Annotated in this window: 20 protein-coding genes; 17 read left to right on the top strand and 3 right to left on the bottom strand. The window is 59.2% G+C overall.

Features of this window, described 5'->3' with window-relative positions; all coding sequences use genetic code 11:
• Positions 1-29: 29 nt before the first annotated feature.
• The gene (locus tag ACWPM9_RS07730; RefSeq protein ID WP_428187212.1) at positions 30-809 is read right to left on the bottom strand and encodes an N-formylglutamate amidohydrolase; all 780 of its coding nucleotides are present in this window, start codon (positions 807-809) and stop codon (positions 30-32) included.
• A 172-nt stretch (positions 810-981) separates the two neighbouring features.
• Here ACWPM9_RS07730 and ACWPM9_RS07725 point away from each other — a divergent pair, with 172 nt between their 5' ends.
• From ACWPM9_RS07725 to ACWPM9_RS07705, 5 genes are all read left to right on the top strand, one after another.
• The gene (locus ACWPM9_RS07725) at positions 982-1854 is read left to right on the top strand and encodes a MurR/RpiR family transcriptional regulator (protein WP_484757292.1); all 873 of its coding nucleotides are present in this window, start codon (positions 982-984) and stop codon (positions 1852-1854) included.
• 174 nt (positions 1855-2028) lie between these two features.
• On the top strand, positions 2029-3135 hold the full coding sequence (locus ACWPM9_RS07720) for an ABC transporter substrate-binding protein (protein ID WP_484757291.1): 1107 nt from the start codon (positions 2029-2031) through the stop codon (positions 3133-3135).
• A gap of 104 nt (positions 3136-3239) precedes the next feature.
• Positions 3240-4127, top strand: a complete 888-nt coding sequence (locus tag ACWPM9_RS07715) for an ABC transporter permease (protein ID WP_428187215.1) — start codon at positions 3240-3242, stop codon at positions 4125-4127.
• Positions 4124-4903, top strand: a complete 780-nt coding sequence (locus ACWPM9_RS07710; protein ID WP_428187216.1) for an ABC transporter permease — start codon at positions 4124-4126, stop codon at positions 4901-4903. Before ACWPM9_RS07715 ends, ACWPM9_RS07710 begins: the two co-directional genes overlap by 4 nt.
• Positions 4904-4915: 12 nt before the next feature.
• Positions 4916-5971: an ABC transporter ATP-binding protein gene (locus ACWPM9_RS07705; RefSeq protein ID WP_428187217.1), complete on the top strand. Its 1056-nt coding sequence runs from the start codon at positions 4916-4918 to the stop codon at positions 5969-5971.
• A 26-nt stretch (positions 5972-5997) separates the two neighbouring features.
• Here the strand turns inward: ACWPM9_RS07705 and ACWPM9_RS07700 are convergent, their stop codons facing one another.
• Positions 5998-6981 carry a GlxA family transcriptional regulator gene (locus ACWPM9_RS07700; protein WP_484757290.1) on the bottom strand — a complete coding sequence of 328 codons (984 nt, stop codon included), beginning with the start codon at positions 6979-6981 and terminating at the stop codon, positions 5998-6000.
• 106 nt (positions 6982-7087) lie between these two features.
• Between ACWPM9_RS07700 and bcoG the strand changes: the two genes are divergently transcribed.
• From bcoG to ACWPM9_RS07655, 9 genes are all read left to right on the top strand, one after another.
• The gene (bcoG, locus tag ACWPM9_RS07695; RefSeq protein ID WP_428187219.1) at positions 7088-7990 is read left to right on the top strand and encodes a 3-dehydrocarnitine:acetyl-CoA trimethylamine transferase BcoG; all 903 of its coding nucleotides are present in this window, start codon (positions 7088-7090) and stop codon (positions 7988-7990) included.
• Positions 7991-8179: 189 nt separating this feature from the next.
• A complete protein-coding gene (locus ACWPM9_RS07690; RefSeq protein ID WP_484757289.1) occupies positions 8180-9673 on the top strand; it encodes a carnitine 3-dehydrogenase in 1494 nt (497 codons plus the stop codon).
• A gap of 117 nt (positions 9674-9790) precedes the next feature.
• Complete coding sequence (locus tag ACWPM9_RS07685; protein ID WP_428187221.1) at positions 9791-10951, top strand: acyl-CoA dehydrogenase family protein; 1161 nt, start codon at positions 9791-9793, stop codon at positions 10949-10951.
• Positions 10951-13008, top strand: coding sequence for an acetate--CoA ligase family protein (locus ACWPM9_RS07680; RefSeq protein ID WP_484757288.1), 2058 nt, complete (start codon positions 10951-10953; stop codon positions 13006-13008). The genes ACWPM9_RS07685 and ACWPM9_RS07680 overlap by 1 nt, the downstream gene beginning before the upstream one ends.
• Positions 13009-13012: 4 nt before the next feature.
• The gene (locus ACWPM9_RS07675; RefSeq protein ID WP_484757287.1) at positions 13013-13795 is read left to right on the top strand and encodes a carnitinyl-CoA dehydratase; all 783 of its coding nucleotides are present in this window, start codon (positions 13013-13015) and stop codon (positions 13793-13795) included.
• A 156-nt stretch (positions 13796-13951) separates the two neighbouring features.
• Positions 13952-15541: an ABC transporter substrate-binding protein gene (locus ACWPM9_RS07670; protein WP_428187224.1), complete on the top strand. Its 1590-nt coding sequence runs from the start codon at positions 13952-13954 to the stop codon at positions 15539-15541.
• A gap of 203 nt (positions 15542-15744) precedes the next feature.
• A complete protein-coding gene (locus tag ACWPM9_RS07665; protein WP_428187225.1) occupies positions 15745-16749 on the top strand; it encodes an ABC transporter permease in 1005 nt (334 codons plus the stop codon).
• On the top strand, positions 16746-17573 hold the full coding sequence (locus ACWPM9_RS07660) for an ABC transporter permease (RefSeq protein WP_428187226.1): 828 nt from the start codon (positions 16746-16748) through the stop codon (positions 17571-17573). The genes ACWPM9_RS07665 and ACWPM9_RS07660 overlap by 4 nt, the downstream gene beginning before the upstream one ends.
• On the top strand, positions 17566-19197 hold the full coding sequence (locus tag ACWPM9_RS07655) for an ABC transporter ATP-binding protein (protein ID WP_484757286.1): 1632 nt from the start codon (positions 17566-17568) through the stop codon (positions 19195-19197). Before ACWPM9_RS07660 ends, ACWPM9_RS07655 begins: the two co-directional genes overlap by 8 nt.
• A 67-nt stretch (positions 19198-19264) precedes the next feature.
• Here ACWPM9_RS07655 and ACWPM9_RS07650 read toward each other — a convergent pair whose 3' ends face one another.
• Positions 19265-20050, bottom strand: coding sequence for a helix-turn-helix domain-containing protein (locus ACWPM9_RS07650; RefSeq protein WP_428187228.1), 786 nt, complete (start codon positions 20048-20050; stop codon positions 19265-19267).
• A 133-nt stretch (positions 20051-20183) separates the two neighbouring features.
• Here ACWPM9_RS07650 and ACWPM9_RS07645 point away from each other — a divergent pair, with 133 nt between their 5' ends.
• Genes ACWPM9_RS07645 through ACWPM9_RS07635 form a run of 3 tightly spaced genes read left to right on the top strand, consistent with a single transcriptional unit; the run spans position 20184 to position 24887 of the window.
• Positions 20184-21773 carry an ABC transporter substrate-binding protein gene (locus ACWPM9_RS07645; protein WP_484757285.1) on the top strand — a complete coding sequence of 530 codons (1590 nt, stop codon included), beginning with the start codon at positions 20184-20186 and terminating at the stop codon, positions 21771-21773.
• Between the two features lie 22 nt (positions 21774-21795).
• Positions 21796-23796 (top strand): CocE/NonD family hydrolase, encoded by a 2001-nt coding sequence (locus tag ACWPM9_RS07640; RefSeq protein WP_484757621.1) that lies wholly within the window; start codon positions 21796-21798, stop codon positions 23794-23796.
• Between the two features lie 47 nt (positions 23797-23843).
• Positions 23844-24887 (top strand): zinc-dependent alcohol dehydrogenase family protein, encoded by a 1044-nt coding sequence (locus ACWPM9_RS07635; protein ID WP_428187231.1) that lies wholly within the window; start codon positions 23844-23846, stop codon positions 24885-24887.
• Positions 24888-24909: the final 22 nt, after the last annotated feature.

Raw genomic sequence — 24909 nt, 5'->3', positions numbered from 1 at the left:
CTTTGGTCTAAATGCCTGGACACCGTTCCTCAGCTTGCGGCCCCCAGCCGCGATAGTCCGTCGCAAAACAGCGAGGTGAGATAGGCAGATACCTGACCCTGCCCTGCCTCGTCGGCCAGAAGATCGTTGCGAACCTCGATCATCACATTCATCAACCCGTTGGGCAATGCGTGCAGCCGCAGGCTGTGCGTGACGCCGTCATCCGGGCCGTAAGGATCATTTCGCTCCAGCCGATATTGACCACCCTTGCCCACATCCAGAAGCGCATCGGCAAAGCGGCTGTCTTCGTCGTGCAAGATACCGACCTCGACATCGCGCTGCTTGCCCAGATAGACCGGCGTAAACGAGTGAACGGTAACGACAATCGTATCCTGTCGCCGCGCTTTTCTTGCGGCAACCTCTTGAGCGATCCGGTCGTGAAACGGAATGTAGAGAGCAGCGGTGCGGGCATAACGTTCCGCAGGCGCAAGGTTTTTATTGCCCGGAATTTCGTAAATCTCGCTTGCTTCCGGCATGGCCGAGGGTGACTCCGGCGGCCGATTGCAGTCATAGATCAACCGGGAAAAACGCTGCGAAATCAGAACGCTGTCGAACTCGCTCGAAAGCTGGCTTGCAACGGCAAGCGCACCCGGATCCCAGGCAATATGGCTTGCCAGCGCCTCTGGGCCGAGGCCCAGGTTACCGGCATTGCGTGGCATCAGCCGGGATGCGTGCTCGCAGATAAACAGAAACCGGCCAGCCCCATCCGGATTGTCCACGGCAACGGGCTCGCCGTCCTCAACCGTCAGGATGTCCGTTCGTGAAAGCATGCAACGCCTCTGTCGCGTGGGAAGAAAAATCACGAAGAGAATTCTTCAAGGAGCCGTCACTGTCAATCGCATTTCTGTAAAAATCTTTTCAGAATTTGATTGACGCTGTTTCTTTCCGGGATGATAAACTTCCCTCATGGCGCGAAAACGTGGCGCCGATCGTGGGATAAACGTGGTCATTTTTACGAAAACCGTCTCTGAAGTCATCCACGCGCAGTTCGACGAACTGACGCGCGCCGAGCGCAAGTTGGCGGAGACACTGCTGGAAAATTATCCCGTCTCGGGCCTGGGAAGCATTACGACCGTGGCCGAAAACGCCGCGGTATCGACACCAACTGTTGCCCGTATGGTGCAGAAACTGGGCTACAAAGGCTATGGCGAGTTTCAGGCGCAACTCCACCATGAGCTGGAAGCGACGCTTTCAAATCCGATTGCCAAACACGATCGCTGGGCCGCCAATGCGCCCGGCACCCATATCCTGAACCGCTTTGCCGATGCGGTGATGAACAATATGCGCCAGACCCTGTCCGAGCTGGATACCGCGAGTTTCGATGCCGTGGTGAAGCTGCTTTGCGACAAGAAGCAGTCGGTCTATTTCGTCGGCGGCCGCATTACAGGCTCACTGGCCGAATATTTCTTCACCCACATGCAGGTAATCCGCCCCCGCACGACCTTGATGTCCAGCAATTCCGGCGCGTGGCCACAGCATGTCTTGAACATGAATGCCGGCGACGTTCTGGTGATCTTCGATATCCGCCGTTACGAGGCCGATATGGTGACGCTGGCGGAGGTTGCCCGTAACAATGGCGTCAAGATCGTCCTCTTTACCGACAACTGGTCCTCCCCCGTTACAAAGCATGCACTCCATAGTTTCAAGATCCAGATCGAGGCGCCCTCTGCCTGGGATTCATCTGTGGTCACACTCTTCGTGGTTGAGGCTTTGATAGAAGCCGTGCAGAATGCTGCCTGGGACGAGACACGCGAGCGTATGACGACGCTCGAAGGCCTTTTTGAACAGGCCCGCCTTTTCCGCAAGCCGCGGTAGAAGCGTTGATAACAATGGGAGGGGAAAAATCAAAAATATCAAAGATAAAGCGGATTGAGAGACGCGCCTTTGGCGCGCGGCATCTGTCACAATACTATCATTGAACCCGAATATCAGTCTTGCGACCGCGCGGCCTCCTTGAGCCCGGCGCGACGTTCAAGTGGAGAAACACCTATGTTCAAGAACATCAAGCGTATTCTGTCTCTGTCGACCGCCATGGTCGTTGCGACTTCCTCGCTGGCAATGGCAGAGCCGAGCGCAGAACTCGTCGATGCCGCCAAGGCTGAGGGCATGCTGACCACCATCGCCCTGCCCCACGACTGGTGTGGCTACGGCGCAGTCATCGACGGTTTCAAGAAGAAATACCCCGAAATCCAGGTCAACGAACTGAACCCGGATGCCGGCTCCGCTGACGAAGTCGAAGCCGTAAAGGCCAACAAGGACAACAAGGGCCCGCAGGCCCCTGACGTCGTGGATGTTGGACTTGCTTTCGGTCCGCAGATGAAAGCCGAAGGCCTTTTGATGCCGTATAAGGTCTCGACCTGGGACGAAATTCCAGACAGCATCAAGGATGCCGATGGTCATTGGTATGGTGACTATTACGGCGTGATGTCGATGATCGTGAACAAGGATCTCGTCACCAACACACCGGCAGACTGGTCCGACCTGCAAAAGCCTGAATACAACGGCCAGGTTGCGCTCGCCGGTGACCCGCGCGCCTCCAACCAGGCGATCCTCGGTGTTCTCGCAGCTGGCATGGCCAGTGGCGCCGCGGCCGGCAAGGATGCTGGCGAAGCCGGTCTGAAGTTTTTCGCCGAATTGAACAAGGCTGGCAACTTCGTACCCGTCATCGGCAAGTCCGGAACGCTTGCTCAGGGCTCGACCCCGATCGTCGTTGCCTGGGACTATAACGCGCTCTCCTGGAAGGACACACTGGCCGGCAACCCGCCTGTTGATGTGATCGTTCCGGAATCCGGCGTTCTGGCTGGCGTCTACGTTCAGGGCATCTCGGCCTACGCGCCACACCCGAATGCCGCCAAGCTCTGGATGGAATATCTCTATTCTGACGAAGGCCAGACACTTTGGCTCGCCGGTTACTGCCACCCTGCCCGCTTTAACGCCATGTCCAAGGCAGGCAAGATCCCGCAGGATCTGCTCGACAAGCTGCCGCCTGCAGCGTCCTACGAAAAGGCCTACTTCCCGACGCTTGAGGAAGTCGATGCCAACAAGGCCGCAGTCACCAGCGGTTGGGACACAGTGGTTGGCGCCAACGTCCAGTAAAGTCTCTTGATATCGCCGCCTCGGCTCTTGAGCCGGGGCGGTTTTTCTTATCTTATATTCCAACAACAAGAAGCGTCGTCTCAGACGCGATGAAGGGGACAGGTATGGCTGACAGCAGTTCCGCACCCGCGGCTGCCCGCGTCTCGGCGCGATTGCCGTTACATTGGCTGGGCGTCGCACCGTTCCTGATCTTTGCCCTGCTCTTTCTGTTCATGCCGACATTGAAGATTGTCATCGGTGCCTTTCAGACGCCGGAAGGTGGCTTCACATTCAACAATATCAGGGACCTCTTCACGCCATCCATCCTGTCGGCCTATTGGGTCTCGATCAAGATCAGTCTCGCATCGGCCATATTCGGTTGCCTGATCGGATTTTCCGTTGCAGCAGCCGTCATTCTGGGTGGCCTGCCGAAATGGATCCGCGGTCCGCTGATGACCTTTTCCGGCGTCGCCTCCAACTTTGCCGGTGTCCCTCTCGCCTTTGCGTTTCTGGCGACCCTGGGACCGGTCGGCCTGGTGACAGTCTTCCTGCGCACCGAGATCGGCGTCGATTTGCGAATGCTGGGCTTCAATCTCCTGTCCTTCTGGGGACTGACGATCACCTATCTGTTCTTCCAGATCCCGCTGATGGTGCTGATCATCACACCAGCCATTGACGGGTTGAAGCGGGAATGGCGCGAGGCAGCATCAATCCTTGGTGCCACACAGTTTCAGTATTGGCGTATGGTCGCATTCCCGATCCTCACACCCTCGTTGCTCGGAACTTTGGCTCTGCTGTTTGCCAATTCCTTCGGCGCTGTCGCCACCGCCATCGCGCTGACAGGTTCGTCGCTGAACATCGTGCCGATCCTGCTGTTTGCGCAGATCCGCGGTGATGTGCTCGGCAATCCCAATCTCGGCTATGCCCTGGCCTTCGGCATGATCGTCGTCACCGGCCTTGCCAATGCAATGTATATCTGGCTGCGCGCCCGCTCGGAAAGGTGGCTCAAATGAAGAAGTTCTGGGCCTGGGGAGCGCTTGCCTTCGGCATTGTCTATTTCGCGCTGCCGCTGATCGGCATGACCAACTTCTCGCTCAAGATGCGGCGCGGCGTCTATTCCTTCGATGCCTATGCCAAGGTACTCGGTGATCCGAAGTTCCAGCAGACATTCAGCTATTCGGTGACAATGGCCCTGGTGACCATCGTCTTCGGCATGCTCCTGATTGTCCCGACCGCCTACTGGGTGCGGCTGCGCATGCCCAAAATGCGGCCCTATATCGAATTCATCACCCTATTGCCGCTGGTCATCCCGGCGATCGTGGTCGTCTTCGGCTATATCCGCCTCTACAACACGTCAAGCTGGCTGCCGCTGACCGGCACCGTCATGGGCACCAATCTCCTGCTGATGTTCGGCTACACCATGTTGTCGCTGCCTTATATGTATCGCGCCGTGGATACCGGTCTTGCCGCAATCGATGTCAGAACCCTGACGGAGGCCGCCCAGAGCCTTGGTGCGGGCTGGACCCGCATTCTCTTTCGCATCATCCTGCCCAACGTGCTGATCGCGGTTCTGTCCGGCGCCTTCATCACCTTCGCCATCGTGCTGGGTGAATTCACTATGGCCGCCCTTTTGAACCGTCCGGCCTTTGGTCCATATATGCAGCTCCTCGGTGCCAACCGCGCCTACGAGCCGGCGGCCCTCGCCGTGATCGCCTTCGGCATCACATGGGGATGCCTCGGCTTGATCCAACTCGTCTCACGTTTCCAGAAAAACCAACGCCCCGCCTGAGGACTTGACCCAATGAGCTTCCTGACACTGTCCAATATCAAGAAGTCGTTCGGACCGGTTCGGGTCGTGCATGATTTCAACATGTCGATCGATCAGGGCGAATTCGTTTCGTTCCTCGGCCCGTCCGGCTGCGGAAAGACCACTGTTTTGCGCATGGTGGCAGGTTTTGAGGAACCATCCGCCGGTTCGATCGTGATCGACGGCAAGGACCAGACCTCGCTGAAACCCAATCAACGCAATATCGGCATGGTCTTTCAGGCCTATGCGCTTTTTCCCAACATGAATGTCTTCGACAACGTCGCCTTCGGCCTCAAGGTTGCTGGCGTCGCCAAGTCCGAGATCGACAAGCGCGTCAACGAGATGCTGGAACTGATCGGGCTGTCGCATCTGGCCGACCGCTACCCCTACCAGATGTCGGGCGGACAGCAACAGCGCGTCGCCCTCGCGCGTGCGCTTGCGCCGCGTCCGCAGGTGCTGTTGCTGGACGAACCATTGTCGGCGCTCGATGCCAAGATCCGCGTATCACTGCGCGAGGAAATCCGTGCCATTCAGCGCAAGCTCGGCATCACCACCATCTTCGTCACCCACGATCAGGAAGAGGCGCTGTCGATTTCCGACCGCGTGGTGGTGATGAATGCCGGCCGCGCCGACCAGATCGGCACGCCGTTCGAGATCTACAACACACCGGCTACACGCTTTGTCGCATCCTTTGTCGGAACGCTGAACCTCATCACCGGCGCCGTTGTCGACAGCAACAATGTGCGCATCGGCGAAAATGTGCTGACGCTCAAGCAATCGCTCGATGGCTACAAGATGGGCGATGAAATTCAGCTGGCGCTGCGTCCGGAAGCAGCCTCTCTGACACCCTCGCCCAAGGACGACACCACGTTAAGCGGCATAGTCACCTCCAGCCACTTTCTGGGCTCGGTCATCCGCACCCGGCTCGATGTTGGAGGAAATACGATCTCCTTTGACATGTTCAATGATCCGGGCCTCAAGCTGCCACCGATCGGCGCACCGGCCACGCTCCATTTTGCCGCCGATGATCTTCTCGTCATCAAGGACTGAAGCGAGCGGCCATTGCAAACGATCTTCTATAACGGCAGCGGCGTCATCGGCTTCAACCGTCGCCGCGTATCTGACGGGCTTTCGCGGAAATTGGCGCGGTAACTTCGGGCAAAGGCAGAGGCCGAGTTAAAACCGGTCGCAGCTGCGATATCGGCGAAGGGGGTGCGTGTCTCGATCACCTTGCGACGTGCCGCATTCAACCGCAGAGCCAGATAATGGACATGCGGCGGCACTCCGACGGCACTGCCGAACAACGCCGTCAGATGCCGGGCACTCACCCCGATGCGTCGGGCAAGCCTCGGCAGTGTCAGGGGTTGATCGATATGTTCTTCCATCAGCCGCATCGCCTGGCTCACCCGGCCATCGACCATGCGCATACTGCCGGTGGACGGCATGGCTGAGACGGACGCATCGATCCCGCCCTGCTCGTGAATGAACTGGCGCGAGACCTCCAGCGCCAGCGAATAGCCGTGACGACGGCGGATCAGTTCCAGCATCAGATCAAGTGCAGGCAGCGAGCCTGCAGCCGTAATGCGCTTGCCGTCGATCACATAGCGTTCCCGCACCGCCCGCACCTGAGGATAGGTCGCTGCAAACTCATCGTAATCCTCCCAATGCGTCGTGGCTGTAAAGCCTTCCAGCAATGCCGTTTCCGCCATCAGCCACGAACCCGATTCGATCCCCGCGACCGAGGCGCGATGTCGGGCAGTCTTCGACAGCTGCGTTTTCATGCTGGATGTGGCGTAACGTCGCCAGTTGTGACTGGAGAGAATGAACAGCGGATTGGTCTCTGGGCCAGGTTTGAAAGGGCCATCGACTGGAACCGGAATACCGCTCCTCGTTTCGATGGCTTTGCCGTCCAGACTGAACACCTTCCAGCGGTAGAGCTGCAGCCCGCTCACACGGTTGGCGACGCGCATGGGTTCCAGCACGGACGCAACCAGCATGAGGTTGGTTTCCGGAACCACCAGAAGATCGATATCGACGGTCTGAGACGCCAATTGCTGCATAGCACCATCCAAATTCAGCCGAATATGTATCAAATCAATCCTAGAATGCATAGCATGGCATTGGCAATTGGCTCGTAATAGGGACAACGACCAAGGGAGATCGACTTTGCCACTAGCCATGAACCGCGACGTTTTCATCACTTGCGCAGTCACCGGATCGGGCGACACGACGTCCAAATCCGAGCATGTTCCCATCACGCCAAAGCAGATTGCCGACTCCGCGATCGACGCCGCAAAAGCCGGCGCGGCCGTTGTCCACTGCCACGTCCGCGATCCTGAAACCGGCGCCCCCAGCCGACGCAACGATCTCTACAAGGAAGTGACCGATCGTATCCGCTCCGCCGACGTCGATGTGGTCTTGAACCTCACCGCCGGAATGGGCGGAGACATGATCTTCGGCGACGTTGAAAAGCCGCTGCCCCTCAAGGAACAGGGCACCGACATGGCTGGTGCCACCGAACGTGTGTCCCACATTGCCGAATGCCTGCCGGAAATCTGCACGCTCGATTGCGGCACCATGAACTTTTCGCTGGGCGACTATGTCATGACCAACACGCCGTCGATGCTGCGCGCCATGGCCAGGAAGATGACGGATCTTGGCGTTCGTCCCGAAATCGAAGCCTTCGATACCGGCCACCTCTGGTTTGCCAAGCAGCTGGTCGAAGAAGGTCTGATCGAAGATCCGGTTCTGGTGCAGCTCTGCATGGGTATCCCGTGGGGTGCGCCTGACGATCTCAACACCTTCATGGCCATGGTCAACAATATCCCGTCGAACTGGACCTTCTCGGCGTTTTCCATCGGCCGCAATGCCTTGGCCTATCCGGCAGCGTCGATCCTCGCCGGCGGCAATGTTCGCGTCGGTCTGGAAGACAATCTCTATATCGGCAAGGGCCAGTTCGCCACCAATGCCCAGCTCGTCGAAAAGGCAGCCTCTGTCGTGGAAGGCATGGGCGCCCGCATCATCGGTCCGGCCGAAGTGCGCGAAAAGCTGAAGCTGACAAAGCGATAACACCAAGTCCCCTTCCAAACCCTCCCCACGAGGGGGAGGGTTTACCACACCCAACCCTCATCGCCAGCCAAAGTCCTTCTACCAGATGGCTGTAGCGTAGAGTTGAGAATGAGCGAATGCCGCGAGTTAAGCCCCTCGCCCTTGTGGGTAAGGGCTTGGGGCCGGGTCTTAAATCAAGGATCTTTGCATATGACCAAAATCAACAAGGCCGCCTGCATTGGCGGTGGCGTTATCGGGGGAGCCTGGGCGGCCCGTTTCCTGCTCGCCGGTATCGATGTCGCCATGTTCGACCCGCATCCGGAAGCCGAGCGTATCGTCGGCGAAGTGCTGGCCAATGCCGAGCGAGCCTATGGCATGCTCACCATGGCACCGCTACCACCGCGCGGCACTCTGACCTTCGCCAAGAGCCTTGAAGACGCCGTTCAAGGCGCTGAATGGATTCAGGAAAGCGTGCCTGAGCGCCTGGAGCTAAAGCGCGGTGTGATTACCCAGATCGACGCGGCAGCAGATCCGTCGGCCCTCATCGGCTCGTCCACATCCGGCCTCATGCCGTCAGACCTCCAGCGCGACATGAAGCATCCCGAACGCATGTTCGTCGCGCATCCTTATAATCCTGTCTACCTGCTGCCGCTGGTCGAACTGGTGGGCGGTGCCAAGACATCCAGGGACACAATCGCCCGCGCCAAGGAACTGACCGCCACCATCGGCATGGAAGGCGTTGTCATTGCCAAGGAGATCGAGGCATTTGTCGGCGACCGCCTGCTCGAAGCTTTGTGGCGTGAGGCACTCTGGCTGATCCAGGACGATATCTGCGACACCGAAACACTCGACAATGTCATGCGCTATTCCTTCGGCATGCGCTGGGCGCAGATGGGTCTGTTCGAGACCTACCGCATTGCGGGTGGCGAGGCGGGGATGCGTCACTTCCTCAACCAGTTCGGCCCCTGCCTCAAATGGCCCTGGACCAAATTCACCGATGTTGTCGATCTTAACGATGCACTGGTCGAGAAGATTGGCGCCCAGTCGGACGCCCAGGCCGCCGGTCGTTCGATCCGTGAACTGGAACGCATCCGCGACGAAAATCTCGTCGGCATCATGCAGGCGCTGAAAGGTGGCAATGGCGGCGAAGGCTGGGGCGCCGGCAAACTGCTCGCCGATTTCGAGGCCCGTCTGTGGGCCAATGCCGGAAAGGCCGAGGTCGACACCACCGCCAAGCAGCCGCTGCGTCTGATCGACACCAAGGTCAATCCGTCCTGGCTCGATTACAATGGCCACATGACGGAATTCCGCTATCTGCAGGTCTTCGGCGACACCACCGATGCACTGCTGCGATTGATCGGTGTGGATGACACCTATGTTCAGACCGAGCGGCAGAGCTACTACACCGTCGAAACCCATATCCGCCATCTCGGCGAAGCGAAGATCGGCGAGGAACTCTACACGACCTGCCAGATCCTCTCGACGGACCAGAAGCGTATCCATGTTTTCCACCAGATCCATCTGGGTAAGGACGATAGCGTGATCGCAACCGCCGAACAGATGCTGCTCTATGTCGATTCCGAGGCCGGAAAGGCGATGACGGCACCGGACAAGGTTCTGTCGAAGCTCACAGCCATTGCCGCCGCCCATGCTGACCTGCCCAGGCCGGATGCAGCAGGACGCTCGGTCGGACAAAAGAAGTAGCGTTGCGACAAACGCCTGGCTTTCGCTCTACCTTCTCTCCGCCTGCGGGGAGAGGAAAGCAGAAGACGAATGAGGGCAAAGACTGCGCGCAGCCAGAACGGCAAAAAGGGGAAGCACATGAATTTCGGCCTCACCGAAGAACAGGAAATGATCGTCAAGACGGTGCGCGACTTCGTCGAGACGGAAATCTATCCCCATGAGGACATGGTCGAGAAGACCGGCGAAGTGCCGCCCGAACTTGGTCGGGAGATCGCCGCCAAGTGCAAGGAGATAGGCTTCTTCGGCTGTAACCTGCCCGAAGAAGTGGGCGGCGCGGGCCTCGACCACACCACGTTCACCCTCGTTGAGCGTGAACTCGGTCGCGGCTCCATGGCCCTCACCGTCTTCTTTGGCCGCCCCTCCGGCATTCTCATGGCCTGCAACGATGAGCAACGCGAGAAATATCTGCTGCCGGCCGTCAGCGGCGAAAAATTCGATGCACTCGCCATGACCGAGCCCGACGCAGGTTCCGACGTGCGCGGCATGAAGTGCTTTGCCAAGCCAGATGGCGACGACTGGGTCGTCAACGGCACCAAGCACTTCATCAGCCATGCCAATATCGCCGATTTCGTCATCGTCTTCATCGCCACCGGCGAAGAAGACACACCGCGCGGCCCCAAGAAGCTGATCACCTGCTTCCTCGTCGATCGCGGAACACCCGGCTTCGAAATCCGCGAAGGGTACAGTTCCGTCTCCCATCGCGGCTACAAGAACTGCATCCTGACCTTCGACAACTGCCGACTGCCAAAGGCACAGATCCTCGGCGAACTGCACAAGGGCTTCGATATCGCCAATGACTGGCTTTACGCCACGCGCCTCACGGTTGCCGCGACCTCGGTTGGCCGTGCCCGCCGCGCATTCGACTACGCACTGAACTATGCCGCCGAGCGCAAACAATTCGGCAAGCCCATCGGCGCCAATCAGGGTGTCTCCTTCAAGCTTGCCGACATGATCACCGACATCGACGCCGCAGACCTGCTCACCCTGTCTGCCGCCTGGCGTCTCGACAACGACCTGCCCGCCAATCGAGAGATCGCATCGGCCAAGGTCTTTGCCACCGAAATGCTGGCCAAGGTGACGGACGAAGCCATACAGGTCTTTGGCGGCATGGGCCTCATGGACGACCTCCCGCTTGCCCGCTTCTGGCGCGACGCCCGCGTGGAGCGTATCTGGGATGGCACGTCGGAAATTCAGCGTCACATCATCAGCCGTGAACTCCTGCGGCCATTGGGGGCGTAATGACCACTCGCTCGCTTGATCGCCTCATCCGCCCCAAATCCATTGCCGTCTTTGGCGGCAAGGAAGCGGGCCGCGTGGTCGAACAGTGTCGCAAGATGGGCTATGCGGGCGAGATCTGGCCGGTCCATCCGACCAAGGACACCGTCCACGGCCTGCCCTGCTTCCGCTCGGTCGCCGATCTGCCATCTGCCCCTGATGCGGCCTTTGTCGGCGTCAATCGCGCACTGACAATCGATATCATCCGCGAATTGTCGGCCGCCGGAAGCGGCGGTGCAATCTGTTATGCCTCCGGTTTCCGTGAGGCTGTCAACGAACTCTCCGATGGCGGCGATCTGCAGGACGCCTTGGTCGCGGCCGCTGGAGACATGCCGATTGTCGGACCCAATTGCTATGGTCTGATCAACATGCTCGACGGCGCGCTGCTGTGGCCGGACCAGCATGGACTGACCCGCACCAACCGTGGCGTGGCGATCCTGACGCAGTCCTCAAACATCGCCTGCAACATTTCCATGCAGATGCGTGGACTTCCTATTGCCTATCTCATGACGGCAGGCAATCAGGCGCAAACGGGTTTGTCGGAGCTTGCCGCCGGCATTCTGGAAGACGAGCGCGTCACCGCAATCGGACTGCATATCGAAGGCTTCGACGACATTCGCGCAGTCGAACGCCTCGCCACCCGGGCGCGCGAGTTGAAAAAGCCTGTGATTGCCCTGAAAGTCGGCAAATCGGAAGCCGCCCGGAAAGCGACCGTCTCGCACACCGCCTCGTTGGCGGGAAACGATGCGGTCTCGTCTGCCCTGTTTGAACGTCTGGGCATCGGCCGTGTCGACACATTGCCGGAAATGCTGGAAACGCTGAAGCTGCTTCACCTGCACGATCCTCTGGAGAGTGCAGAGATTTCCTCGATGAGCTGTTCCGGTGGCGAGGCATCGCTGATGTCGGATGCTGGCGAACGCCACAAGGTCACCTATCGCGATCTCCGGCCCGAACAGTTAAAGCCACTGCGCGAGAGCCTTGGCGACATGGTCACATTGTCCAATCCGCTCGATTACCATACCTTCGTCTGGGGCAACAAGGAACGCCAGACTGCCGCCTTTTCTGCCATGATGGACGGAGCCTATGCGATCAATCTGGTCGTCCTCGATTTCCCTCGAGCGGACCGCTGCGATAGCGCGGACTGGATGACGACGGTGGATGCGATACTGTGTTCGGCCAAGGCAACCGGCCAGCGCGCAGGCATCGTCACAAGCCTTGGCGAGAATCTGTCGGAAGACATTGCCGTTACCCTGATGGAAGCCGGCATCGTTCCCTTCTTTGGCATCGATGAAGCCCTTACCGCCATCGAAGTCTCCGCCTCGATTGGACAAGCATGGGCAAAGCCCCTGCCCGCTCCGCTGATCGCAGAAGCATTTATCGACGGCGAAACGGAACTCTTGTTTGAAGATACGGCCAAGGGAGAACTGGCCAAGTTCGGATTGACCGTACCCAAGGGCGAAACGGCGAAGACCTCCGATCTAGCGGCAGAGGCCGCAATCCGTTTGGGCTTCCCGGTCGCTCTGAAAGGCCTGGGGGTCGCCCACAAGACCGAAGCTGGTGCCGTCAAGCTCAACTTGAAGGACGCAGATGCCGTTCGTGAAGCGGCAACCGGCATGGCCGGGATTGCCACCGGATTTCTGGTGGAAGCCATGGCGGATAAGCCGGTCGCCGAGATGATCGTCGGCGCCATGCGCGATGCAGTCGCCGGCCCCGTACTGACCATCGGTGCAGGAGGCATACTCGTCGAACTGCTGGATGACGCCGCCATCATCACGCTGCCCACAGAGCCGGAAACCATCCGGAGCAAGATCGAAAGCTTGAAAATCGCCAGGCTTTTGCATGGCTACCGCGGCAATCCAGCCGGCGATATCGACGCGCTCGTCGCTGCCGTCGCTGCTGTGGCAAAATATGTCGCAGACAATGCGGCTGTCTTGGAAGAACTGGACATTAATCCATTGATGGTCCTTCCCGCAGGTCGGGGTGTGGTCGCCGTGGATGCCCTGATCAGAAAAAGGAGATAACGGAATGACCGGCCCGATTAGGACACGACGCGAAGGCGGCATTCTGGAGGTCACAATCGACCGTCCAAAGGCCAATGCGATCGACCTCAAGACAAGCCGGGTGATGGGAGAAATCTTCCGCGACTTCCGTGACGATGCCTCCTTGCGCGTCGCGATTGTCACCGGTGCCGGGGAAAAATTCTTCTGCCCCGGCTGGGATCTGAAGGCTGCCCATTACGGAGATGCCGTCGACGGCGATTATGGTGTTGGCGGCTTTGGCGGCATGCAGGAACTGCGTGACCTGAACAAGCCGATCATCTGCGCAGTCAACGGCATCTGTTGCGGCGGCGGGTTCGAAATCGCGCTGTCGACAGACCTTATTCTCGCAGCCGAACACGCAACCTTCGCGCTTCCGGAAATCCGCTCTGGCACGGTCGCCGATGCGGCATCGATCAAACTGCCCAAGCGAATCCCCTATCATGTCGCCATGGACATGTTGTTCACGGGGCGCTGGCTCGATGCAGAGGAAGGTCATCGCTGGGGCTTCGTCAACGAAATTCTGCCCGCCGACAAGCTGATGGAACGTGCCTGGGAGCTCGCCCGGATGCTCGAAAGTGGGCCGCCACTCGTCTATGCCGCGATCAAGGAAATCGTGCGCGATGCCGAGGGCAAAGACTTCCCCACCACCATGAACAAGATCACCAAACGGCAATATCAAACCGTCGATACTCTCTATTCCAGTGAAGACCAGTTGGAAGGTGCCCGCGCATTTACAGAGAAGCGTGATCCCGTTTGGAAAGGTAGGTAGCCAACATTTCGCCATAAAAGCTCATGCGAAAAGTGAAAAAAATAAAGTCAAGACTTTGTTTTCGATCACATTTCCATATGATGCCGCCATTCATCAGCATGCTAGGCAAGAAGAACAAGATCCGGCATGCGTCCGCAACCAGAGAAGGAACAGGGAATGACTGATTTCAAGAAACACCTCGCGAGCAGTGTCACAGCACGTGGCATGAACCGTCGCGAATTCATGGGCCGCGCCATGGCAGCCGGCCTCACAATCACAGCCGCAAGCACATTGTTTGCCGAAAGCGCCTCCGCGCAGGAGCCCAAGAAGGGCGGCCATCTGAAGCTTGGTCTCGAAGGTGGCTCTGCCACCGACAGCCAGGACCCGGCAAAGTTCCTGTCGCAGTTCATGTTCCTTATCGGCCGTTGCTGGGGTGACATGCTGGTCGAAAGTGATCCGCATACCGGCGAACCCGTACCATCGCTCGCCGAGAGCTGGGAACCGTCTGCCGACGCCTCCACCTGGACCTTCAAGATCCGCAAGGGTGTTCAGTTCCACGACGGCAAGGAACTGACCATCGACGACGTTGTTGCGACCTTGAAGCGCCACACCGATGAAAAGTCGGAATCCGGTGCGCTCGGTGTCATGAAGTCGATCACCGACATCAAGGCCGACGGCGACAACCTCGTGCTGACGCTCACTGAAGGCAATGCCGACCTGCCGCTGCTCCTGACCGACTACCATCTGGTCATCCAGCCCAATGGCGGCAATGACGATCCGCTCGCATCGATCGGCACCGGCCCTTACATCCTCAAGACATTCGAACCCGGTGTGCGTGCCACGCTGGAGAAGAACCCGAACGACTGGCGTTCTGACCGCGGTTACGTGGACAGCATCGAAGTCATCGGCATGAACGATGCGACGGCCCGTATTGCGGCTCTCTCATCCGGCCAGGTTCACTTCATCAACCGCGTTGACCCGAAGACCGTCGACCTATTGAAGCGCGCTCCGACCGTCGAGATCCTCAACACCTCTGGTCGCGGCCACTATGTCTTCATCATGCATTGCAACACTGCGCCGTTCGACAACAACGACCTGCGCCTTGCACTGAAATATGCCATGGACCGCGAGACCATGGTCGAAAAGATCCTCGGCGGCTACGGCAAGGTCGGCAACGACTTCCCGATCAACGAGACCTATGCTCTCTTCCCGGAAGGCATCGAACAGCGCGCCTATGATCCGGACAAGGCGAAGTTCCACTTCAAGAAGTCGGGTCACGACGGTTCGGTCCTGCTGCGCACGTCCGAAGTCGCTTTCCCTGGCGCCGTCGATGCAGCCGTTCTTTACCAGGAATCGGCAAAGAAGGCTGGCATCGATATCGAGGTGAAGCGTGAGCCGGGTGACGGCTACTGGTCGAACGTCTGGAACGTCCAGCCCTTCTCCACCTCTTACTGGGGTGGCCGTCCGACCCAGGACCAGATGTATTCGACTGCCTATCTGTCGACTGCCGACTGGAACGACACGCGCTTCCTGCGCCCGGACTTCGACAAGATCCTGCTTGAGGCCCGCGCCGAGCTGGATCAGGACAAGCGCAAGGAAATGTATCGCGAAATGGCGATGATGGTCCGCGACGAAGGCGGTCTGATCCTGCCAATGTTCAACGACTTCGTGAACGCCTCGACCAAGAGCGTGAAGGGCTACGTCCACGACATCGGCAACGACATGTCGAACGGCTATGTCGCTACCCGCGTCTGGCTGGAAGACTAAGAAAACTTCATTTGGCGGGGCCGCATATGGCGGCCCTGCCATTTTTCTGGTTCCTCAGCCAAGCCATGTCCGGAGCACCTCGAACCTCGTCTCTCCGGATTTGCCATTCCTGAAGCGGAATGCACGTCTCGTCACACCCGCGGAAAAACGAGACAGCCACGAGGGACCTTTCGACACGTTTCGCGATCGACAGGCCGGAGCCGATGACAAACATCCCAGACGACGGAGCGGAAACGCTCGGTTGGAGTGACCGATACCCCCTCGCAGCGCTGATCCTGCAGCGCCTCGCCTTGAGTGCTGCCCTTTTGATGGCCGTTTCCGTGCTCATCTATGGCGGCGTCGAAGCCCTCCCCGGCGATTTCGCCACAACCTATCTCGGACAGTCGGCCACACCACAGGCTGTCGCCAATATCCGTGCCGAACTCGGCCTGGACCGCCCCGTTGTGACTCGCTATTTCGAATGGCTGGGCGGAGCGCTCCAGGGCGATTTCGGCACGTCCTGGGCCAGCCGGAACTCGGTCACCGAACAGATTGGCAAGCGCTTGGGCAACTCCTTGTTCCTCGCCGCATTCGCCGCCGTCATATCGGTGCCGCTCGCCGTCGGCCTCGGAATGGTGGCCGTACAATTCCGCAATCGCATACCCGACCGGATCATCAACGTCATTTCGCTGGCCGCGATTTCTCTGCCGGAATTCTTCATCGGCTACCTGTTGATCATGTTCTTCTCGATCAAGTTCAACATCGCCACTTTCCCCGCCACAGTGCATGACGGCATGGGAATGATCGAGCGTCTGAAGGCCATTGCCCTGCCCACAGCGACGCTGGTGATGGTGGTACTGGCCCACATGATGCGCATGACCCGTGCTGCCATCCTCTCGGTCATGTCATCGGCCTATATGGAGACGGCAGAACTGAAGGGATTATCCGCCTTCCGCGCCATCATCAAGCACGCGGCCCCCAACGCCATTGCCCCGATCGTCAACGTCGTCGCCCTCAACCTGGCTTACCTCGTGGTAGGCGTCGTCGTCGTCGAAGTTGTCTTCGTCTATCCCGGCATGGGTCAGTACATGGTCGACGCCGTAACCGTTCGCGACATGCCGGTGGTACAGGCATGCGGCCTTATCTTTGCCGCCGTCTACATCCTGCTCAACATGGTCGCAGACATCATTGCGATCGTCGCCAACCCGAGACTGAGGCACCCACGATGAGACTGAAAGAAATCCCCATCAGTGCCTGGGTCGGCCTCTTCGGCATTTTCATTGCCTTCTTCTGTGCCATCTTCGCCCCCTTCATCGCACCCTTCGGCGAGCGCGAAATCGTCGGCAGCGTCTGGGAACCGTGGAGCAACACCTATCTCCTTGGCACAGACAACCTGGGCCGCGATCTGTTGTCGAGAATGATCTACGGCGCTCGCACAACCCTGTTTGTCGCACTCGCTGCCACCATCATTTCCTTCTCGCTCGGCATGGTCTTGAGCTTCACCGCCGCCGTCACACGCGGTGCGGTCGATCAGGTCCTGTCGCGCTTCAACGACCTGATGATGTCGATCCCGACTTTGATCTTCGCGCTGGTGGTTCTGGCGGTATTGCCCCAGAACCTGATCATCCTCATTCTGGTGATGGCGGTGCTCGACTCCACCCGTGTCTACCGGCTCGGCCGCGCCGTGGCCCTGGATGTCGCAGTGATGGAATTCGTGGAAGCCGCACGTCTGCGCGGTGAAGGCACAGTCTGGATCATTTTCCGCGAGATCCTGCCCAATACGCTGACACCGCTTCTGGCCGAATTCGGCCTGCGCTTTGCCTTCTCCATCCTGTTCCTCTCCACCCTCTCCTTCCTTGGCCTCGGCATCCAGCCGCCCGCCGCGGACTGGGGCGGCATGGTGAAGGACAACAAGGACGGCATCATCTTCGGCATTTCCGCAGCACTTGTTCCAGGCGGCGCCATTGCAGCCCTGGCCATCTGCGTGAACCTGGTAGTCGACTGGCTGCTGAAAAGGACCTCGAGCCTCAAGGGAGGGCGCGGTGATGCCTGATCTTCTTACCGTCCGCGATCTCAAGATCGAAGCAACCTCCTATCCACCGGGTGAACCACCCAGAGACATCACCATCGTTCAGGGCGTCTCCTTCGACCTCGAAAAGGGCAAGGTTCTTGGCCTCATCGGTGAATCCGGCGCCGGAAAATCCACCATTGGCCTGGCAGCGCTGGCCTATGGCCGCGGCGGTGTGCGCATCACCGGCGGCGAGGTCAAACTCGACGGCGAGGATATCCTGACGCTCGGCAAGTCCGGCATCCGAAAGGTGCGCGGCGCCCGTGTCTGCTATGTCGCCCAATCGGCAGCAGCAGCCTTCAATCCGGCCCATCGGCTGTCGGATCAGGTGATCGAAGCCACCCTCACCCACAAGCTGATGAGCGAGCAGGAAGCGCGCAAACGCGCCGTCTATCTGTTCGGCGTGCTGGGGCTCCCCGATCCCGAGAATTTTGGCGATCGCTATCCCCACCAGGTATCGGGTGGGCAGTTGCAGCGAGCCATGACTGCCATGGCGCTCTGCTCCAATCCGGAACTGATCGTCTTCGACGAGCCGACCACCGCGCTGGACGTCACCACCCAGATCGACGTACTGGCAGCGATCAAGCATGCGATCGAAGAAACAAATACGGCTGCTCTCTACATCACCCATGACCTGGCCGTCGTCGCCCAGATTTCCGACGATATCATGGTGCTGAAGCAGGGCGAGACCGTGGAATACGGTAGCGTTCAGCAGATCATCGAGGCGCCCAAGGAAGAATATACGAAGGCGCTCGTCAACGTCCGTCAGGCCAAGAAAACAGAGGCACCAGACCAGAGCAATACCCAGCTCACGGTGGAAAATGTCACAGCAGCCTATGGCAATGGCATGACGGTTCTACATGACGTGAGCCTGCATCTACCCAAGGGCCAGACACTTGCCATCGTCGGAGAAAGCGGTTCGGGCAAATCCACCCTCGCCCGCGTGATCACCGGACTTCTACCGCCGAAATCCGGCAAGATCACCTTCGAAGGCCAGGAACTGACGGCAACGCTGAAGAAACGCAGCAATGACGACCTGCGCCGCATCCAGCTGATCTACCAGATGGCCGATACCGCGATGAACCCGCGCCAGACGGTGCGTGATATCATCGGCCGCCCTTTGACCTTCTACTACGGTCTGCGCGGTGCGAAGAAGACCGCCCGTGTGAAAGAGCTTCTCGACCAGATCGAAATGGGTTCCGGCTTTGTCGATCGCTATCCGGCAGAATTGTCCGGCGGTCAGAAACAGCGTGTGGCCATCGCCCGCGCGCTTGCAGCCAAGCCGGAACTGATCCTCTGCGACGAGCCGACCTCCGCGCTCGATCCGCTGGTGGCTGAAGGTATCTTGAACCTGTTGATGCGGCTGCAGAAGGAGACCGATGTCTCTTATGTCTTCATCACCCACGACATCGCAATCGTGCGCGCCATTGCCGACAGTGTGGCGGTGATGCATCGTGGCAAGCTGGTCCGCTTCGGTCCGAAGTCGAAGGTGCTCGCACCTCCCTTCGACGACTACACCGACCTGCTGCTTAAATCCGTGCCGGAAATGCAGCTCGGCTGGCTGGAACAGGCGCTCTCCGAGCGCAAGATGGAAAGCGCCGGAAACTGATGCCGATGCGGCGAAGCCCAATCAGGTCTTCGCCGCTTCCTCAACGAAGCGACGGACCTCCTGTCCGCTAGTAGTCGGACGGTACCGCCATCACACTGGTACCAGCTGCTTCCAGGTAGCTTCTGACCGTCGGCGGCAATTGCCGCGACGAAAACGGCACCACGCCGCAACGCGATAGCAATTGCCTCAGGTCAGGCTCGGCACCGACATGCCGCCAGATCATCCGCGACGCATAGGGAAGATTTTCCTTACGCCACGAAACGCCCATCGTCGTTCCCCGCAGATATACCTTCTGATGCAGCTCGAACGGCAGCAGGATGGTCTGCGAGAGCATGGCACTGCGACCGCGCGCGCGCTCATAGATAAAGATGCGATTCCGCGAAAAGGAAGCGAGCCCGGCATATTTACTGTGCTGCTCGATGGAATTGTCTGCATCCCGAATACGCTCTATCGACGTCACATGCATCAGTCCGCCCGCCTCGTACAAACGGCTGCAGGAGCAGACGACCATATCAGGCCACGACGGTGACAGATGATAGGTCTGGTAGTAGCCCGCATGCCGCCGAAGCGCAGCAAGGTCGCCCGGAAATCCCTTGAAGAGATCCGAGCCTTCCGAGCCTCCCCGCTCGGGCTTGTGCAACCTATTGGCAAATGCAGCCGGGGCGAGACTGAAATCGGCAGCGCTCAGGTCAAAGAAGCTCGCAATGCGCGCCAGATTATGCGCCGACGGCCTGGTTTCACCACTGGTGTAGCGATTGAACTGCTGTCGATTGAGACCAATTTCACGGCAGATATGAGAGATGGAGCGTTGCGTGGCGCAGGCTGCTTTGAGGTTTTCGACGAAGTGATGCATTGGACATTCCGGCAGTCTGATCTGTGGCGGCACAATAGCGTAAACTCGCGCAAAGTCACGTCAGGTCGCGAAATTGCCTGACGCATGGTTCCGACTAGCCTCACCCCGGAAATTCAACAACAGGGGTCCTCCAATGTCCGACGCCAACCAGAACCGCAATCGCATTTTGCATGCAAGTGCCATCGACCGCCGCACCTTTCTCGGTGGCGCCATAACATTGGGCGCCCTGACGGGACTTGCCGGAGGCCTGACAAGCCAGGATGCCCGCGCTGCCGAACCCAAACGCGGTGGCGATTTAAAGCTTGGCCTGAAGGGCGGCGCCAGCAGCGACGTGCTGGACCCCGCAACCTATAGCGCTTCCGTTCTGTTCGTCACCGGCCGCCTCTGGGGCGACACCTTGGTGGAATCCGACCCAAAGACGGGCGCTCCGCTGCCATCTCTGGCAACTGCATGGGAACCGTCCGCAGACGCCTCCATCTGGACCTTCAAGATCCGCGATGACGTGGCGTTCCATGACGGTTCCAAGATGACCGTGTCAGACGTTGTCGCGACATTGAAGCGTCACTCGGACGAGAAGTCTCAGTCCGGTGCACTCGGCCTTCTGGGCTCGATCACCACGATCGAGGAGAAGGCCGGCGATCTCGTCCTGGCGCTGAAGGAGGGCAATGCCGACCTGCCCTTGATGCTGACCGACTACCACCTCATCATCCAGCCGAAGGGCGGCGTGGAAAACCCGAATGCCGCAATCGGTACCGGCCCCTATACTGTCAAAAGCTTCGATGCCGGTATCCGTGCCGTGTTTGAAAAGAACCAGAACGACTGGCGTTCGGATCGCGGCTATGTCGACAGCGTCGAAATCACCGTCATGAACGATGCAACGGCGCGTATCGCCGCCCTGTCATCCGGGCAGGTACACTTCATCAACAGCGTCGACCCCAAGACCGTGCCGCTTTTGAAACGAGCGCCATCCGTTGAAATCGTCCGCAGCGCCGGCAAGGGCTTCTACAGTTTCCTCATGCATTGCGACACCGCTCCCTTCGACAACAACGACCTACGTCTTGCGCTCAAATACGCGATCGACCGCCAGGCTATCCTCGATCAGGTCCTTGGTGGTTTCGGGACGCTCGGCAATGACTATCCCGTCAACAGCAACTATGCTCTGGCGCCAGAAGGCATCGAGCAACGGGCCTATGATCCGGACAAGGCCGCCTTCCACTTCAAGAAATCGGGTCTGGATCGCCCGGTTCTGTTGCGCACCTCGGACGCTGCCTTCCCCGGCGCCGTCGATGCGGCCATTCTCTTCCAGGAGAGCGCAAAAAAGGCCGGCATCGAGATCGAGGTCAAGCGAGAACCGGAAGACGGCTATTGGACCAATGTCTGGAATGCCCAGCCTTTCTGCGCATCCTATTGGGGCGGTCGTCCGACGCAGGATTCGCGTTACTCGACATCCTACCTGTCAACCGCACAGTGGAACGATACCCGCTTCAAGCGTGACGACTTCGACAAGCTGCTCCTGCAAGCCCGTTCTGAACTGGACGAGACCAGGCGCAAGGAACTTTACCGCACCATGGCCGTGATGGTCCGCGACGAAGGCGGTCTGATACTGCCCGTGTTCAACGACTACGTCATGGCGTCTTCAAACAAGCTTCAGGGCTTTGTCGATGATATCGGCAACGACATGTCGAATGGCTATATTGGCAGCCGAGTCTGGTTCGACGCCTGAAACTGAATTACGGATCATCAACATGTCGACTAATCGTACTTTCACGGTCATCGAGAATGACTGGATCACACTCAAGGACGGTACGCGCCTGGCCGCGCGCATCTGGATGCCGGACGGAACCGACGTCAATCCGGTTCCAGCCGTTCTGGAATTCCTGCCCTATCGCAAGCGCGACGGCACAGCCCCGCGCGACGAAAGCACCTATCCGCATTTTGCCGCCGCCGGCATTGCCGGTGTGCGCGTCGATATACGTGGCTCGGGCGAATCCGAAGGCGTTATCGACGGCGAATATACCGAACTGGAACTGGCCAACGCCTGCGAAGTGATTGCCTGGATTGCCAAACAGCCCTGGTCGAGTGGCTCGGTCGGTATGATGGGTATCTCCTGGGGCGGCTTCAACTGCCTGCAGGTCGCCGCCATGAACCCGCCGGCATTGAAGGCGGTAATCTCCATCGCCTCGACGGTCGACCGCTACAATGATGACATCCATTACAAGAATGGTTGCCATCTCTATGCCCAGCTCTCATGGGCGGGCACCATGCAGGGATACCAGTCCCGCGCACCGGACCCGGCAATCGTCGGCGACCGCTGGCGCGAGATGTGGCTGGACCGCCTGGAGAACGAACCCTTTTTCATGGCCGAGTGGCTGCAGCATCAGCGCCGCGACGCCTTCTGGCAGCACGGCTCCATCGGCGAAGACTTCGACGCCTTCAAGATCCCGGCACTGGTTCTGGCGGGCTGGGCCGATGGTTATCGCAACACCCCGCTGAAAGCCGTCGATGGCATGCCGGGACGCGCCAAGGCGCTGATCGGCCCTTGGGTGCACAAATACCCGCACTTTGCCTGGCCGAAACCCCGCGCCGATTTTCTCGGCGAAGCGATCCGCTGGTGGAACCGCTGGCTGCGCGACGAGCTAAATGGTGCGGAAGACACGCCTGAAGTGCGCGCCTACATCCTTGACGCGATTCGACCTGCCGCGCGACGCGACCATGATGCCGGTCGGTGGATCGCCAAGGACAAGTGGACAACACCGGAATTTCAGACCTTCTCTGTCAGCGCCCATGACGAGCTGACAGCTGATCAGCCAGCCTCTGCCGGTGAACGGGACGTCTACCTGAAGTCACCGCTCGATCTCGGCACCTCATCCGGCGAATGGTTCACCCTGAAGCCAGATGCCGAGCTTGCCATGGACCAGCGTGCCGATGATGGCGGGTCGCTTTGCTTCCAATCCGCACCGCTTGAAGAAGACACCGATTATCTCGGCCAGACGGTCCTGACACTCGATGTCGCTTGCGACGCAGATATCGCCAACATCGCCGCCCGCATCGTCGATGTTCACCCGGACGGTACGTCCTATCGCGTGTCGTTCGGTGTGCTCAACCTTGCTCACCGCGACGGCAATGCTGAACCGAAGGCCATGCCCCACGGCAAAAAGGTCACGATCACGCTGGAGCTGGATGCCTGCGGCTACCGTGTCCGCAAGGGCCACTGCATTCGCCTGGCATTGTCCACCAGCTACTGGCCGATGATCCTGCCACCACCGGAAGATGCGGGCCTCACCATCGATGTTCACTCGATCAAACTGGCGATGCCGCTTCTGGGCGACCATCGGGAGATTTCCGTGAAGGAACCGGATGATCCGGATCCGCTGCCGAAATACATCACACACGGCCCGGGCGAAACGCGACGCGAGGTCAATCGCAGTCTGACCGACAACCGCACGGAATACCGCATCTATGAGGATACCGGACATTCGGAACATCCGGGTTCAGGGATCACCAGCCACGAAATCCGCGATGAATGCTGGACAATCTCGCCGGCGGATCCGTTGTCGATGACAGGTCGCGCAACCTGGACCACGGAATACAGCCGACAGGGCTGGTCTGCGCGCTCGGTTGCGACCAACTACATGACCTGCACGAAAACCGACTGGTTGATTTCGGTGGAAGTCACGGCCTATGAAGACGGCAAGGAAATCTTTACGCGCCGCAAGGAGCAGAAGATCCCGCGCGACTTCATGTAATCCCACAGCCGGGTAACGGTTGCGGCACAGCAAACCGGAGGCCGACAATGAAGGCTATGTTCTACGAACGCTTTGGCGAAGCACCGGAGATCGTGGACGTACCAGACCCTGTCGCGCCATCCGCCGGTGTGGTGATAAAGGTCACCGCCACCGGCCTGTGCCGGAGTGACTGGCATGGCTGGATGGGCCATGATCCGGACATCAACCTCCCCCACATCCCCGGCCATGAATTCGCCGGCGTCGTGGAATCGGTTGGCGCCGAGGTCAGACGCTTCAAGCGCGGAGACCGGGTCACGGTGCCCTTCGTGTCCGGCTGCGGCCACTGCCGTGAATGCCGGTCGGGAAACCAGCAGGTCTGCGAGGCGCAATTCCAGCCGGGCTTCACCCATTGGGGTTCCTTTGCCGAATATGTCGCCATCGACTATGCCGACGAAAACCTCGTTCTCCTGCCGGAAACGATTGACGACGCAACAGCGGCAAGCCTCGGCTGCCGCTTTGCCACATCCTTCCGCGCCGTGGTCGACCAGGGCCGACTGAAGAAAGACGAGTGGCTGACGGTGCATGGCTGCGGCGGCGTTGGAATGTCGGCCATCATGATTGGCAAGGCACTGGGTGCCAAGGTGGTCGCCGTCGACATCTCGGAAGAAAAGCTCGCCATCGCAAGGTCCTTGGGCGCCGACCACACGGTCAACGGCACGCTTGAACTGGATACGGCAGTTGCGATCCGCGATCTGACCGATGGTGGCAGCCATGTCTCGATCGATGCGCTTGGCCATCCTGTCACCTGCTGCAATTCCGTGATGAACCTTCGCCGCCGGGGGCGTCATGTGCAGGTCGGGCTAATGCTTGGAGATCAGGCAAACCCTGCTATCCCCATGGGCCGCGTCATCGCCCATGAACTGGAAATCTACGGCAGTCACGGCATGCAGGCCTGGCGTTACGACGCCATGCTCGAGATGATCGCATCGGGAAGCCTTCAGCCGCAAAGGCTGATCGGTCGTCACGTCACTTTAAGCGAGGGGATACCAGCCTTGATGGAAATGGACCGCTTTTCAGAAACCGGGATCACCATCATCGACCGCTTCGTCTGAGAGGCTTGAGCGCGACCCGCTT

The sequence above is a fragment of the Agrobacterium sp. H141 genome (genome assembly GCF_057158725.1).
This window is presented reverse-complemented; position numbering and strand designations above follow the sequence as displayed.